The following is a 14,505-nucleotide window of genomic DNA, read 5'->3' on the forward strand; positions in this document are numbered from 1 at the left end:
TTCGGCGCGTCCATTCGAGTTTTTTCTAAGCCGCCTGGGTGGCGGTGAACTGATACTCGCTCAGCTCCGCACCTTCAATCATTTTCTAAGCCGCCTGGGTGGCGGTGAACAAATAGTACTCACACCGCTGGGTAAGTTGCGTTTTCTAAGCCGCCTGGGTGGCGGTGAACAACATACCCGCCTTGTATACGCTGACGTTGGTTTTCTAAGCCGCCTGGGTGGCGGTGAACTATCGGCTGCGGTATCCCTCATCGCCTAGACCTTTCTAAGCCGCCTGGGTGGCGGTGAACTGGAACGCCACAGACACACCACTCGCACGAGGTTTCTAAGCCGCCTGGGTGGCGGTGAACGATTCCGCCCCGCAGCTCTCAGCTGTCGAAAATTTCTAAGCCGCCTGGGTGGCGGTGAACAACGGGATCAATAAAAACAAGCTGGCGAAAGATTTCTAAGCCGCCTGGGTGGCGGTGAACATATTGGGCGGTAATAAAGAATGTATATTAGCTTTCTAAGCCGCCTGGGTGGCGGTGAACTTGTGGTCGCGTGTTATTCCCGCCTATATATCTTTCTAAGCCGCCTGGGTGGCGGTGAACTTTTATTTAAAGATGCAAGCCATTTGGCAAACTTTCTAAGCCGCCTGGGTGGCGGTGAACTGCTCCCGCTTTTTCAAGCTCCCAATCCACTTTTTCTAAGCCGCCTGGGTGGCGGTGAACTTCTCAGCTACGGCAATGGCTCGCTTTGCGGCTTTCTAAGCCGCCTGGGTGGCGGTGAACATCTGATACCCCAATCATATCTTGCTTCTGTTTTTCTAAGCCGCCTGGGTGGCGGTGAACGGATCAACGGCTGACAATACTTTTACGGCATCTTTCTAAGCCGCCTGGGTGGCGGTGAACGTGGACGACGCGAACACGGCGACCGCTATTCATTTCTAAGCCGCCTGGGTGGCGGTGAACTGCGTGGTGACCGGCAGCACGGAGGCGGTGGATTTCTAAGCCGCCTGGGTGGCGGTGAACGCCTGGGTGGAAGAAATCAGCCAGCGCATGACTTTCTAAGCCGCCTGGGTGGCGGTGAACTGCTCGCGACACATCATCGGCACAATGTAAACTTTCTAAGCCGCCTGGGTGGCGGTGAACCTCAGCTCGCGCAGGCTGTTCACCGCGTTGGATTTCTAAGCCGCCTGGGTGGCGGTGAACACCTCAACAAATGGCCGAACCACGCCCAGCTGTTTCTAAGCCGCCTGGGTGGCGGTGAACGTCCCTACATCGACGGGTCCGGCAGCAAGCGCTTTCTAAGCCGCCTGGGTGGCGGTGAACCCTGCGCCACATTCGCGAAACCGCCGAAGCCTTTTCTAAGCCGCCTGGGTGGCGGTGAACTCTCGTTTCCTTCTTGCCAGGGTTTGCTTGATTTTCTAAGCCGCCTGGGTGGCGGTGAACGTGCTAGCACCACGACAAGGCCCACCTGCACCGTTTCTAAGCCGCCTGGGTGGCGGTGAACCTCAGCAAGCTATCAACCAGCCGGCGGCTACTTTTCTAAGCCGCCTGGGTGGCGGTGAACTAGTGAACGGTGCCTGGCTTGGTGCCTGGTTTTTTCTAAGCCGCCTGGGTGGCGGTGAACTCAATCGCATGTATTCGCTGTTCTCTGGTACCTTTCTAAGCCGCCTGGGTGGCGGTGAACTCGATTTCGCGCTTGTAGTAGGTCAGCTTCATTTTCTAAGCCGCCTGGGTGGCGGTGAACGCTGGCCTGTGGCTGGTCGTATTGGTGATGTGTTTCTAAGCCGCCTGGGTGGCGGTGAACTTGACCGAGCATTTGCGCAGCAGCCGGTGAGTTTTCTAAGCCGCCTGGGTGGCGGTGAACGATCATGTTGGCCGGGTCGATTTCGTGAATGATTTCTAAGCCGCCTGGGTGGCGGTGAACAGTAGAAAACTAACACAAAAAATAGTTACAACAAAGGCTTGGATAAGAATATGAAGAAATACTCTTATTTTCACCAACACTGTAACCATCTGTTTTTAAAGCATATTTTTAAAGAGCCATTTTTTAGGTCAAAAGTGCGGTACCGAAGCGATTTGCTCGCCTTGTACTGCGCTTAAGCCGTAGCAGTTAAAACGTCCATCGTTTGCCCCTTGCAACTCTATCCGTTCAATAAAAATCGGAAACTTGGCGGAACTTGAGGGAGCTCGCGTTTTGGTTTCCTGGCTTTCCATCCAGATAAAAGGCAACTTGGACTCGGCACTCGGTTTGCTTTTTTCCAGCTGTTGCAAGCACTCCTCCATAGTTTGCCCCGACTTTTCTGCCCAACGCTGAGCTTTGGCAAGCATATCTTTTTCGATACGGGCTTCGCCTTTTACCCGTTTGCGAACAAACGCGATATGAGTTACCGACTCCGGCACCGGCTGAATCGACTTAAGATGGGTGTAATCCTCAAACCGGCTGAGAAATCCAGCCAGGTTCAGTTTTTCCAACTGCGTTTGATCTTTGGCCAGCACCCGCAGTTTATTACCCAGCGGGAAGCCTTTGCTGCCATAATCGGGAAAGCTGACTGCGATAGCGCTATGCTGATCGTCCACCTTCTGCTCGACCAGTGCGATATGCACCTGTTGGTAGATTTTTTGCCAAAGAAAACCCAAGGCAATATCCGCATCCGGCAGCAAGGTGATATCTTGGTAGTAATTCATGCTCTACCCCTATTTTTCGCTCTCGCCAAAGACACCACCACGTACCAGAACCGCCATCACATAGTGTTCATCCTCTACACGGGGCAACTCGTCGCCCCGCGCCCACTTGTCAAAGTGGCTATAAAAATCTTGCTTCTCTTTGGGAGTGCGAAAAGCGGTCCCCAGATTGGTCACGGCGCCATAGGGCTCAATGGCAATCGGGCCTGCGGTTTTTTCTTCATCAGCAAAGGCCGGATACCAGGTATCGATTGAGCGCAGGGCGTTGCCGATTTTTTGTGAGTGCATGGCCGCGTGGCCTTGCACCTGATACAGCACCTTGCTCTTTTTGCTCTTACCTTTATCCAGCACTAATTCTTCAGATGGGTAAACCTCCTGAGCCTTACCCAGTTGGGCAAAGGTGCTGATCTCCATCATCAAACAGCTGTCGCCACCGGAAAGTGCCTGAGCGATGTTGTCGGCAAGTTCCTGGATCTGTTGGTCGCCATAATCGAAATGACGAGTACTGTATTGGGTTGCATCAAACGTCCAGCTTTGCTCTTTGCCTTTGTTTAACACCTTAACCTGCACTTCAAGCTGCTCAACACCGACCCGGTTACGCCACAAGAAGCGAGCATTGGCGATATTGACTGCGTAACGACGCGCCAGCTCTTTAAAGCCTTCTTTTTCGATATAGGCTTTGACGGCCTGCTGGTAGCTGGTTTTAAAAGCGGCATTATTACAAGCCGATGGGGTTTCAACACCGCCCAACACTTTCAGAGTGAAATAGTGCTTCAACGTATCCTGTTCGGTACCCAGGGCGCAGGCATCAACGGTTTGCAAATTGGGCTTTTCAACCTCGGCATCCAATTTTGCGGGATCATTTTTTACCGCGGCTTTCAAGCGGTTTGAAATGGTGCCACGTACCGATTTCTCTTGTAGCGCCAGCGGGGTAACATTATTTTTATCAGCCCAAGTGGCGCCATAAAAAAAACCATCTGAAGGTACCAGTTTCTTCTCAAATGCCAATACCGACGCTGTATCATTCTTAGCCATGTTATTTCTCCATTTTTTCTTTAAGCCGACTTAGTAAAAGCCGTCATTATTAGTTGTTGTTTCGAGTTGTGCCTGCTGACACAGATAAAGATTGCTGCCGAGATCGGCATGGTAGTGCCACAACACCTCATCCAAATGTCTAATCCGGTGCGCCATTTTGAACTCCCCCAGAGTGACTACACTTTCGGCAAAGCGGTGTGGTGTATCGGAGTCACGCTGATTTTTAGCTTCTCCCAGCTCACTAATTCCCTGAAAACCGGTGGCAATAGGCACAATCCACCCCAGCTTTTCACCCTCGTTGCCTACTTTGCGCTGACGATGCCAAGTGACTTGATCTGACTCGTCCTGCGTGCAGCTGTGGTGTATGGTGAGGTGTTCCAAAAGAGCATCAAGTGCATCTGCCCCTTCTGCCATTGCTTGTTGCATGAGTTCACGACGCTCAATCAGGGCAAAACCTGGCATCAGGCTCAGTATCAGGCTACGCACGGCTTTATCATCACGGTCATCCACGGCGGTCATCTTCGGTTCATTAAAACCGAGCAGATCACCACCCGCCACTTTCATGCGATTTAACAGCCTATCTAACAGCTGGATAAATTCGGGACGCTCAACGCGATCCAATTCGCTAGCTGCCGCACGGTATTCTATAAGCAAGCTCACATCGAGGTGACAACGCGCCTCTTCAATAAAAGCGGATCGTTTACCGTCTTTATCCAAGGGGTTCGCGGTGCCAATAATGGAGTGCACAAAATCACCGGGCCCCTGATAGGTTTGCAAATCACACCGGTGGCTGAACACACCGGTAGCAACCAGTTTAAGAGTCGGGTAACCGGCGGCTTGTAGTTTGCGCTCTAACGCGTGTACAAAACCCAGCCAGGCAGTCATGGCAGGAAAGCCAATGGTATAGGGGCTGGAAAGCGCATTGGCGTTATGAATATTCAGGTGCGGCAGCACCAGAAGGCGACGGGTACTCATAGCAGAGCCTCCTTGTTCTGTTCGATAATACGGGAAAACGCCTGCAGTTCGGTATCGCCCAACTGAATCGCTGACTTAGCCGCTACCTTTTGATAACTATGAATAAAGTGGCGAGTTGCATCTTCAATCAAGGTGGTTAACCAAGGGGCCTCTATGGTGCGCTCGGCTTCATGCTCAGGAAATAGCCACTGTTTTTGGTAACCCACTAAGTGCTCAGGCCGAGCATGGGGCTGCTCCCCAAAGGAGTTACGCACCTGCCACATATTCAGGATCAATTGATCAAGATATTCCTGAATACGGTAATCACGCGCATTGCGGATATGCAGGTTGTTGTAATCGGCACTTAACAGTCGATGAAATGCCTGAAAAGTCTGTTGCAACTGTTTCGAGTAGAGCACATCGCCAAAGAAATTACGCGTGGGCAAGCGTACGCTTCTGGGGGAAAGCTCGGGGGGCATGGACAATAACAGGTGGGCTTTTCCCGCATTCTGGTTATTCAGCACGCTGATGTTTTGTGGTTTAGTGCCGCCATAACCGATAGTGGTCAGGTTATAAATTTCCTGATAACCTGTTTCAGAAAAATGATTGCTTTTTCTCAGTTCTCTGGCCGCTTTCGTCTCTTCTGAAAATCGCAGCCGATCTAGCCGCTTACGCATTTCAAACATATGGCCTGAATTGCTTAAAATTGAAAGCAGGTGATAGTCCGCAGCCTCTTCTGCAACCGGGAAATAAACCTGCTTTATTTTAGAACTGGTAACGGCTTCATCTTTGGTCGCAACCATAGCAAGAAAACCACTTTTTAATTCAGCCGCATCTCCTCCTGCACTGGCTAATAAGTTTTTAGCCAGTTCACTATCACGCTGCAGGTGATCAAGCAGAGTATCCCCATCCGCCATCACTAACGTCAGAAATTTGTACACATCCAGTGCCGCTGCATTACCCAGCGCATCGGGCTCTGTCTGCAAATTGCCACTGCGTAAAAAGCCATCCACAGCACGGTCAGCCTTGGCGATAATAGAGCTGACATAGCCATTTTTATTTTTACGCGCACTGGGGTGACTGAAGGTACAGGGATGCGAGGCCAGAGAAATTTGTCCTGCTCGCTTAGCCGCATTAGGCAGCCAGTTTTTTAGTGCAAAAATCTCTTCGCACTCCAATTCTAGCTCCCGCACTTCATGTTCTTCCATGGAAGCTTTAAGGTTCTTCTTTAGCCAAGCCTCTTTTCGCTCGGCAAAGAAGGCCTCTATCGTCGCATCAAGCATTTTCTATTCCTCTATCACTAAACGATGGAGCAAGAGTAGAGCACCCCAGAAAAATGATAAACCATTATCTACTCATTATTATATATTCTGAAGGTGGCATTTTTTGAATAGTTGGCGATCACACTTGCGCCTGATAAAATCGCCCTTCTGCCAAGCAGGCAGCTTAGAAAACTATGTACTCTTTATTTGCTTTACTGCCACACAGGCAGCCCATGAGCCGCTCCCCCCCATGGAGCGGCTTGCTTATCAAGCCTTTACCAATCCCAACTGATCGTTGTACCGATAGCGGTTACCGTCCTTGTGATGCTGCAAACTGATTTCCCCTAACCGTTGCGATGTGCGCTCTACCTCGTCGTCTCTTAACGCACTCTGTTCAGCTATTAGCGCTGTATAGTCGCGTACTAGCCAAAGGCGCTCGGCTCTTTGTGCACTTAATGGCTGATGCTCGATGCCGAGCAGTCGCTCGACATTCACCCAGCCGCTTTTTCGGTCGTAAAGCTGAAACACCGCCTCCCCTTTTTCGTTTATTACCCGATAAAGGTTGAGCCCAGGGGCACTGTTGCGAAAACGGTTGAACTGTTGTGGTAGTGCCGTCATCCACCAGTAATCATCGGTGTAACCCCAAAGGCTTTTCGGACTGTGAGCAGGATCTCGGCCTTGCGATTCCCCCGTCAGATAATGGCAACCCAAAGTACGGCTAATAACAAAATGCTCCAGTGCCGCCAGTTGCTTAGAGGGTGCAGCATCATCTTTCATAATTCTGGGAGCAGCATCAACACCACGCTGCAAAGCCTTGCCATCCAGTACATCATTCAAGCTCTTGGATGGATTAAGCTGCCAGTCACCCTGTTCATATCCCGGGCGGCTAAAGACATCTTTTTTCTCACCCCGATAGCCTTTCAGGTTGAACTGTAACAGCCCCATATTGGGGGTTTCGTTATTAGCTGGCTCACGATGACGACGTACCCGCCCAGCCAATTGGATAATGGATCGAAAAGAAGAAGGCTCTACTACCGCCCAGTCGAAGTCGTGATCACGCCCTACCTCTTCTACCGGTGTGGCAACCAGCACAAAAATCAGATGCTGACGGTCACCACTATCCAGATGCTGGCGGATCACCGGATGATGAAAAGCTCCCTCAGGGTCATTGACCGGAATTTTGCGTTTCAATACCTGATCCAGATGCCGCTCTTGAGCGTGACGCAACAGCAATACCTGCTGGCTGTGGTAAGCCATCACGCGTACGGTCACGTCATCTGGCCATGAGGCATCCAACAGATATTCGGTTAACGCCACGCATGGTGAAATATTGGCGCAACGCACCACACCAAAGGAAACATTGCGCCCGGTTTTATTATCCTGAACGTGGTGTTGATGATGTTTGGCAAGCACTGCTTGCTGAATGGCAGCGAAATAGCTGGCCTCATGGGTGTCACCGGTTGAGGGAGCAACCAAAGGCACTATCTCGGCACGACGCTTCACCGGCTCTGCACGCAGTTTGGCTACCCGTTTTTCTACGAAAGTATTGTGGGCTGCTTGATAGTTGGCTGTGGCGGCTTCACCTTGGTTCACCGTAACCAGCTGAGTTTTAAATTCATCGGTCCAGCCACAGGCAACCTGACCGTGCTGATGACGACTGGCGGCAAACAGCGCCCAGCCTTTTTGATACGCGCTAAAATAACCGAGCGCTAAATCCGGCGGAATGGTCGCCGAAGAAATCATGACTTTGCGCCCCAGCATGCCTGCCAGGTAGATCAGCCGGCCAATGGCAACGAGATCTTCCCCGGTAAAGTCGTCAATCTCGTCGATCACCAAATCTGAGGACATCAAACGCAGGCTGGGCAGGATATAACGCCCACCGCGGGTGGTTTCGGTGGCGGCCATAATATGGTCTATGGTGCAGGCCAGCACGGGCGCATAGAGCAAGGCGCGCTCTTTTCGACTGGTGAGAACCGTGGTTAACTCTTCTTCCGGCAGCAGGTTTTGCCAACGTTCATCATCGGCATAGCCGACCACGTCTTCCTGCTTATCCAGCAAGGGCTCGCAAGACTCAGAGCCGGAGTCTTCCTCTTCAGACGGCTGATCTTCTTTCTCCAACGGTTCAGCAGAACCCTGATGCAGCTCTAAAATCGCTTTTGAGCCGATCAACACCGCCAGCTCATCGTCTGCCAAACCAATACGATCACGGTACTCATCACCGGTTTGCAGGGTCAGCGTTCTCAATCCCAAGGCCAGAATAAAGCGCAAGCTTTGCTGATCATCCGACAGCGCTTGCATGATTTTGGCGTTAGCCAGGGTTTTACCACGGCCTGTGCTGGCCATATTGACGATAAAGTACCCACTGGTTTTATCGTCATTTTCTTGTCGGTATTCTTTAATGGCCGTCACCGCCTTATCCTGCCAGCCGAACTGTTTTGTTAGTGCTGGGGGTAAGTTTCTGGACGGTTTGAGCTGCTGAACATCTTCCGCTTTTGGGGTGTCACGCTCAAAGCGCGGTAACATTCGACAAGTATTAACGGCGACATTGGCCACATTGACGAGATGCTCATCCAGCTGTTGCTTCAGTTGGCCTTTCTCTGGGCCATCGCGGTGAGTGTTGGCAAACAAGTTGACACTGATCGGCCAATTTTTCGCCTGGTCTTGTGACGAATAATAGTGATCACCCACCATCAGGCACAGCCTTGCATGATGGGCAATGGTGCGCCAGCTACCATCCTTTATGGCATCAACAAATAACGGCAAATGTGCTTGCAGTTGTCGGGCTCGATGACTAAGCGCCTTCATCCAGCGAGACGAAGATGACAACAAGCCTTGTGGAAAGTGAAAGCAGTCCGGTAAACGTTGCTGAAATTCAGCATCATCGAAGCGATTTTCATAGCCCCACTGCTGGCTTAGCCGCTGTAACAATTGCTGCGGTGTATCATTGGCTTTATCACCAAAATTGGCCTTATTGTCGGGCTTGGGCAACCGATGATGAGACAACACCAGCCACAGCAACACGGCGGCGGCATCTGGCAGGTTATGAAAAGGGGTATATTCTTGCGACAACACAGGTATGGCCGCTTTTAACTGCTGTTCATCAATCGACTGATCCAACAGAGGCTCAAGCCAGCTGTGATCTTGTGCTGGCGCCTTGCCGGATTGAATCAACGCCATCAGCAGTAGACTGGAGATCCATTCGTGGCGCAACGGATCTCCCTTAAAGCTGTTTTTTGATTGAGGATTGAGCTTATCCTGAAACAATTTAGTGGCTTTTCCCCAGTCGTGTAATAACGCTGCCAATCCTGTGAAAGCTTTGATTAGCGGCAGATATTTCCAGTTATGCTCATCATCACTACTCAACAGGTCTTGCTCGGTACTGTTCACCGCCACCACGCCTTCGGCATTAAATTTCTTTTTATTACCCACAATCCACAACAGCTGACTGCGCGCCCGTGACCGTATCCAATGGCAGCTGATGGCCGAGCTTTTACTGGCAGTTTTACGTAGCATCTTGTTAACGGTGTGCAGCCCATCTTCGGTGATCAGGGTTTGCCAGGTGTTATCACCAATGCGGTTGGCAAAGGCATCCAACACGCGGCGCGTTCTGGGCAGGGCCTTTTTTTCGCACTGGGAAACAAAGATCACCATCATAGCTGCTGCTCCTCAATGGCTTGCGGGGCTTGGCCTTGCAGGGCGATGGCCTTAACGGTATCAAACATAAAATCTAGGGCTTTGTGATCGGTAAAGGCTTGTAATACCTGTTGGCGAAACTCCTGCTCGGTGGCGTTTTCTTTGGCACAGACAAACGCCCAGGGCAGCACCAAAGCGTCTTTTATCAGATCCGCTACATCAAACACCAATGCGCCGCGGCGGGTTTTACCGTGCATCACTGCAAAGCCGTGCGGGATCCCTAGCACCCACAAACAGCAGGCCGCCAAGCCGTAAGCCAAATAGTTACCGTGATTAAGAAAGTCATTGGCTTTATCCACCGACTGATGCTGGCGGGTAAAGCCACTTTGTCCGGTGGCCTGAGCTGCGTATTTGTAGAGGGTTTTGGTTAGCTGGGCTTCCGTCAGCAGTAGGTCTGTGGGTTTGGTTGCGGCGGCGGTGCGAGTATAAAAGGTATCCAGCGCTTTCTGGATCTGGCTGTCGTTGAAGTCAAAGCCCTCTTGCTTAAGGTCACGGTCTTTCTGCCAAACCTGCCGCAAAAAGTCGATGCGCCCCTGCTGAAATTGCTGCGCAGCTTCAATACGCTTGCCGTCATCAAACCAGAAACTCAGCCAACCCTGCAGATATTCTGTTGGCCGATATTCACTTTGCGGGGTTAACCACTCTACTTCTCCTCCCATATAAAGCGGTGTGCCACCGCCGCCGCAAAAACCTACTAACACACCAGCCTGTGCCAGCATCCGCATGGCCGCTTGAGTAATAGAGGTGCCATTGCCCAACAGTAATACCGTGGTGTTGGCGATGGGAATGTTGTAATAGAGGTTCTCTTTATCTGCATCTGTCAGATAAAGTACACGGCCATCTTTTTGCATTACCCGGCAGTGTTCCAGATAAAACAAATTGGCACGTTTTGAGTGCAAAATTGCTTTCAAGTCTGACGGTGAAAAATCATCCATTTGGCATCCCTTCCTTGTTATACATTACCCTACTCTCCCTTTTTCTACCGCTTGCGCCAACACTGGTTATATAAACATGTCGCTTCAGGCGACAGGTTGCCGTGGGGATCAGCTAAAGAGCCAAGGCTTGATGTCGTCGATATTAGCCAGAATCAATTGCTGAGCGGCAGGATTGCCGTCGAGCATTTTTATGTTGATTTGCATGTCCTGCAGCAGGTAATTGGCCAGAGCGGCGCGGGTAGTCAGGCGAAGTTGGCTGTTGTGCATGCCATAATCCAGGGCCAACGCCTCTTGTTGCTCGGGGGTCAGCCGGGGATCGGGTGTAAGGAGCAGGGTGAGTTCGGTATGCCAGGCTTCATCGGCGGGCAGTGGCGTCAGCGGCGGTCCTTCCAGACTGGCCTCACCACGAAAGCGGCTGAGCACCAGGTCACGATAGCCCTGTGCTCTTTCGCACCAGGCGCGCAGGTGCCAGCGCCGACCGATGTTGACGAAGGCGGTGGGCACGATAATGCGGCCACTGCGATCGGGGCGAGACACGGCCACATAGTCTACCTCTACCCGTTGTTGCTGACGCAATGCCTGCACCAGGGAGCGGATAATCTGCGGGCTGACGTTGCGGGGCGGATGCGTCAAAGACAAGTGTGGCAACCAGCAGTCTGCCGCCTCGGGCATGGAATGGGCGCTTTGGCCTGTCATCCAGTTAAGATATTCGGCCACATCGCCGGAAATATATAAGGGGGCGAATTGTTCGGTCGGCAAATGGCCTTTGCGTGAAGGGCAATAGAACAGGTTGCCCGGCTGCTCCTGCAGATATTGATTGATATCTTTACTGGCCTGTTGCCGACTCAGGCCAAAAAACTGCCGCAAGTGACTAGCGGTGAGCCTGCCTTCCCAAAAGCTAATCAGCTCTATCAGCCAAAAGCGTCGATAACGTCCGGTTTTTATCATGCTGTCCGTGCTTGTTTTTGTTTTAAGCCATTAAAGGCGCTTGGCATGAAAATAACAAGGAACAAGCGTTAAAAATGAAAAAACCGCTTCGCTATTTGCAAGTGCTTAAGTAATGCAGCCTAACAGGCGTGGCTCTGTCGGGAATCCGGAACCTGTGGCGCAGAACCGTCAGACTGCTGGTCGTCTGCAAAGGCTCTGGCCCCCCGCGTTCGCGAGGGTGACGATAAAGGCAAACCAGCCCCACAATCCATACTATTTGTATGGTTTTGATTGTCGAGATAAACCGGCATGATCGGTACGCTGCTTTTCCCCCTCAGAATCACCAATAAAAAAACCCCGGCAAGCCGGGGTTAAAAGAGATCAAACTACAGGGTTATTGCAATCGGTTAACGCTGTTCGCGCAGGCTCTGGATGCGTTTTTCCAGCGGCGGGTGGCTCATGAACAGCTCGCTGTGACGCTTGCCGTTGATGCCGAACGCGGCGAGTGAACCTTCCAGCTCCACTTCTGGGCCACGGCGCAGGCGCTCCAGGGCGGCGATCATCTTCTCTTTGCCGGCCAGGCGGGCACCGCCTTCGTCGGCGCGGTATTCACGCTGGCGGCTGAACCACATCACTATGATGGATGCCAGAACGCCGAACGCCAGTTCCAGCACCATGACGATGGCAAAGTAGGCCAGGCCACCCATGCCGCCGCCTTCTTCCTCTTCACTATTATTGCTGAAGAAGCCGCTGATGATGTTGGCCACGATGCGGGCGAAGAACATCACGAAGGTGTTCACCACGCCCTGGATCAGGGTCAGGGTCACCATGTCGCCGTTGGCTACGTGGCTCACTTCGTGGGCCAGTACCGCTTCGGCTTCGTCCCGGCTCATGCTGTACATCAGGCCGGTGCTCACCGCCACCAGAGCGTTGTTACGGCTGGCACCGGTGGCAAAGGCGTTCATGTCCGGCGAGTCGTACACGCCCACTTCCGGCATGCCGATACCGGCCTGCTGGGCCTGACGGGTGACCGTGGTCATCAGCCAGTGTTCCATTTCGTTGCGGGGCTCTTCAATCACCTGCACGTTATAGGTACGCTTGGCCATCCATTTGGAGATGAGCAGCGAGATGGTCGAGCCACCAAAGCCGAACACGGCACAGAACACCAACAGGCCACCGACGCTGCTACGATCGATTCCCAGCATCGAAAATACGATGTTCAACACCACGCCCAGCACCAGCACCACGGCCAGGTTGGTGGCAATAAACAACAGAATGCGCTTCATAACTTTCCTTACTTCAACGAGTATGCAGACATAATATGTCCGAACGGGCGAAATTCAAGATGGCCATGATGAATTATTTCAGCAAAGGTGCAATATCTATAAAGTTGTTGGCGCTGTTCATACTCTCTTCATCCAGCCAGGGGATTTCGCCCAGCAGTGGCGCCTTGATGCGTTGCTTGAGGGTAACCGCGTTTTCTTCGTAATGACTCATCTCGGGATCGACCCGGTTCAGCACCCAGCCGGCCACCACCAGGCCGTCGTGCCGAATGGCGTCCAGCGTCAGCAGGGCGTGATTGATGCAGCCCAGGCGTGCGCCTACTACCAGGATCACCGGCAGGTGTTCTTTCTTTACCCAGTCGGACAACAGATGCTGTTCGTCCAGCGGCAGTCGCCAGCCGCCGGCGCCTTCGGTAAAAATCCAGTCGACGGCGGTTTCCTTCAGCCGGGCCAGCCCTTCGCCGATATGGTGAATACTGATGGTCTCACTGGCCTTCTCTGCGGCGATATGGGGGGCGATGGCCGGGGCAAAGGCATAGGGGTTGTGCATGGCATAGGGCAGCCTGATGGACGACGCCGCCTGCAGGGTCAGGGCGTCGCTGTTTTTCAGCTCGCCGTTAATCAGCTCGCAGCCGGAGGCCACGGGTTTGTAGCCCAACACTTTCTTGCCCGCCTCGGCGGCGGCCTGCATCAGTGCCCGGGTCACGAAGGTTTTGCCCACTTCGGTGTCGGTACCGGTAATGAAAAATGTCTTAACCATAGATGACTCCATACGCCAGCCGATAGGTGGCCACGCAGTGGCCTTGATTGTTTTTAGGATAGATGAGATTCAGTCGCTGCCAGGCCTGCTTGCCCATCAGGCCGGGGCGACGGTCGCCGTTGACCCGGTTGGCACCGATGCCCTTGAGATCGAGCAGCAGCCCTTTCAATTTCGGGTAGCAGAGTTGCTCGTCCACCTGCTCCAGCTGCCAGCGCCGGCCGGTGGCCGTTAATTGCTGCTCCAGCGTGTCGGGTGCGATAAAGCGGTTGATGTGGGCATGGCCGTCCAGTTGCTGCCAGCTGCTTTCCAGCTCGTGCAGGCTGCCCGCCAGCAGGGTGGAAAACACCAGCACGCCGCCGGGTTTTAGCCGTTCGCTCCAGCCCTTGAGCCAGGCGGCCGGATCGGCACTCCACTGCAGGCAGAGGTTGGCGAAAATCCAGTCCAGGCTCTGCGCGGGCAGCGGCATGGCATCCATATCGGCGCAAATGGGGGTGATGTCGGCTTTTTTGGTCGCCTGTTGCAGCATGTCGGGCGACAAGTCCAGCGCCAGCAGTTGCCGGGCTTTTAGTTTGAGCCGGGGGGCAAACCAGCCGCTGCCGCAGCCTAGATCCAGCCCCGTGTCGGCCCACTCTGGCAGTCGTGCAAGCAGGGCGTTGCCACTGCGCCGTTGCAGCTCGTTGTGTTGCTCGTAGCTGTGGGCGGCGCGACCGAAGGCGGCGGCGACCTTCTGTTTGTCGATACACTCCGCCGCCTGAGGCTCGGTCAATTCGGTGGTGACTTGTTCGATAGCCATTACATCTGCTCCTGCCGCACTGCCTGCTCCAGTGCTGACACCAGTGCCGTGATATCTTCGGTTTGATGCGCGGCGCTCAGGGTAATGCGCAGCCGGGCCGACCCTTTGGGCACAGTGGGCGGACGTATGGCACCCACCCAACAGCCCAACTCGCGCAGATGGGCGGCCAGCGCCAGGGTTCTGTTCTCGTCACC

General features: G+C 53.1%; 10 protein-coding genes, 1 pseudogene and 1 CRISPR repeat array. All 11 genes and pseudogenes read right to left on the reverse strand.

Annotated elements, in window-relative coordinates:
- The first annotated feature begins 22 nt into the window (after positions 1–22).
- Positions 23–1,911: a CRISPR direct-repeat array (repeat unit 28 nt; unit sequence TTTCTAAGCCGCCTGGGTGGCGGTGAAC).
- A 128-nt stretch (positions 1,912–2,039) separates the two neighbouring features.
- Positions 2,040–2,672, reverse strand: a complete 633-nt coding sequence (cas6f, locus tag UN63_RS15295) for a type I-F CRISPR-associated endoribonuclease Cas6/Csy4 (RefSeq protein WP_104488195.1) — start codon at positions 2,670–2,672, stop codon at positions 2,040–2,042.
- Between the two features lie 9 nt (positions 2,673–2,681).
- Entirely contained in the window at positions 2,682–3,704 is a 1,023-nt protein-coding gene (gene csy3 / locus UN63_RS15300; RefSeq protein ID WP_104488197.1) for a type I-F CRISPR-associated protein Csy3, read from the reverse strand.
- Positions 3,705–3,734: 30 nt separating this feature from the next.
- Positions 3,735–4,679, reverse strand: a complete 945-nt coding sequence (gene csy2, locus UN63_RS15305; RefSeq protein ID WP_104488199.1) for a type I-F CRISPR-associated protein Csy2 — start codon at positions 4,677–4,679, stop codon at positions 3,735–3,737.
- A complete protein-coding gene (gene csy1 / locus UN63_RS15310) occupies positions 4,676–5,941 on the reverse strand; it encodes a type I-F CRISPR-associated protein Csy1 (protein ID WP_104488201.1) in 1,266 nt (421 codons plus the stop codon). The genes csy2 and csy1 overlap by 4 nt, the downstream gene beginning before the upstream one ends.
- 246 nt (positions 5,942–6,187) lie before the next feature.
- The gene (gene cas3f / locus UN63_RS15315) at positions 6,188–9,574 is read right to left on the reverse strand and encodes a type I-F CRISPR-associated helicase Cas3f (protein WP_104488203.1); all 3,387 of its coding nucleotides are present in this window, start codon (positions 9,572–9,574) and stop codon (positions 6,188–6,190) included.
- Positions 9,571–10,548: a type I-F CRISPR-associated endonuclease Cas1f gene (cas1f, locus tag UN63_RS15320; protein WP_104488205.1), complete on the reverse strand. Its 978-nt coding sequence runs from the start codon at positions 10,546–10,548 to the stop codon at positions 9,571–9,573. The genes cas3f and cas1f overlap by 4 nt, the downstream gene beginning before the upstream one ends.
- A gap of 108 nt (positions 10,549–10,656) precedes the next feature.
- Positions 10,657–11,496 carry a BrxR family helix-turn-helix transcriptional regulator gene (locus UN63_RS15325; RefSeq protein WP_104488207.1) on the reverse strand — a complete coding sequence of 280 codons (840 nt, stop codon included), beginning with the start codon at positions 11,494–11,496 and terminating at the stop codon, positions 10,657–10,659.
- 386 nt (positions 11,497–11,882) lie between these two features.
- Positions 11,883–12,761, reverse strand: a complete 879-nt coding sequence (gene htpX / locus UN63_RS15330; protein ID WP_104488209.1) for a protease HtpX — start codon at positions 12,759–12,761, stop codon at positions 11,883–11,885.
- Between the two features lie 73 nt (positions 12,762–12,834).
- Positions 12,835–13,518, reverse strand: coding sequence for a dethiobiotin synthase (bioD, locus tag UN63_RS15335; protein ID WP_104488211.1), 684 nt, complete (start codon positions 13,516–13,518; stop codon positions 12,835–12,837).
- Positions 13,511–14,311, reverse strand: coding sequence for a malonyl-ACP O-methyltransferase BioC (gene bioC / locus UN63_RS15340; protein WP_104488213.1), 801 nt, complete (start codon positions 14,309–14,311; stop codon positions 13,511–13,513). The genes bioD and bioC overlap by 8 nt, the downstream gene beginning before the upstream one ends.
- A pseudogene (locus UN63_RS15345) lies at positions 14,311–14,505 on the reverse strand (8-amino-7-oxononanoate synthase); the annotation flags it as partial. The gene bioC and the pseudogene UN63_RS15345, both read right to left, overlap by 1 nt.

The sequence above is a fragment of the Oceanisphaera arctica genome (assembly GCF_002936955.1).
Classification (GTDB): domain Bacteria; phylum Pseudomonadota; class Gammaproteobacteria; order Enterobacterales; family Aeromonadaceae; genus Oceanimonas; species Oceanimonas arctica.

Excerpts from the sequence above, each read along its gene's own strand:
- bioC (WP_104488213.1), bottom strand. The coding sequence starts at position 14,311 with ATGGCTATCGAACAAGTCACCACCGAATTGACCGAGCCTCAGGCGGCG.
- csy3 (WP_104488197.1), bottom strand. The coding sequence starts at position 3,704 with ATGGCTAAGAATGATACAGCGTCGGTATTGGCATTTGAGAAGAAACTG.
- UN63_RS15325 (WP_104488207.1), bottom strand. The coding sequence starts at position 11,496 with ATGATAAAAACCGGACGTTATCGACGCTTTTGGCTGATAGAGCTGATT.
- cas1f (WP_104488205.1), bottom strand. The coding sequence starts at position 10,548 with ATGGATGATTTTTCACCGTCAGACTTGAAAGCAATTTTGCACTCAAAA.
- cas6f (WP_104488195.1), bottom strand. The coding sequence starts at position 2,672 with ATGAATTACTACCAAGATATCACCTTGCTGCCGGATGCGGATATTGCC.
- cas3f (WP_104488203.1), bottom strand. The coding sequence starts at position 9,574 with ATGATGGTGATCTTTGTTTCCCAGTGCGAAAAAAAGGCCCTGCCCAGA.
- bioD (WP_104488211.1), bottom strand. The coding sequence starts at position 13,518 with ATGGTTAAGACATTTTTCATTACCGGTACCGACACCGAAGTGGGCAAA.
- htpX (WP_104488209.1), bottom strand. The coding sequence starts at position 12,761 with ATGAAGCGCATTCTGTTGTTTATTGCCACCAACCTGGCCGTGGTGCTG.
- csy1 (WP_104488201.1), bottom strand. The coding sequence starts at position 5,941 with ATGCTTGATGCGACGATAGAGGCCTTCTTTGCCGAGCGAAAAGAGGCT.
- csy2 (WP_104488199.1), bottom strand. The coding sequence starts at position 4,679 with ATGAGTACCCGTCGCCTTCTGGTGCTGCCGCACCTGAATATTCATAAC.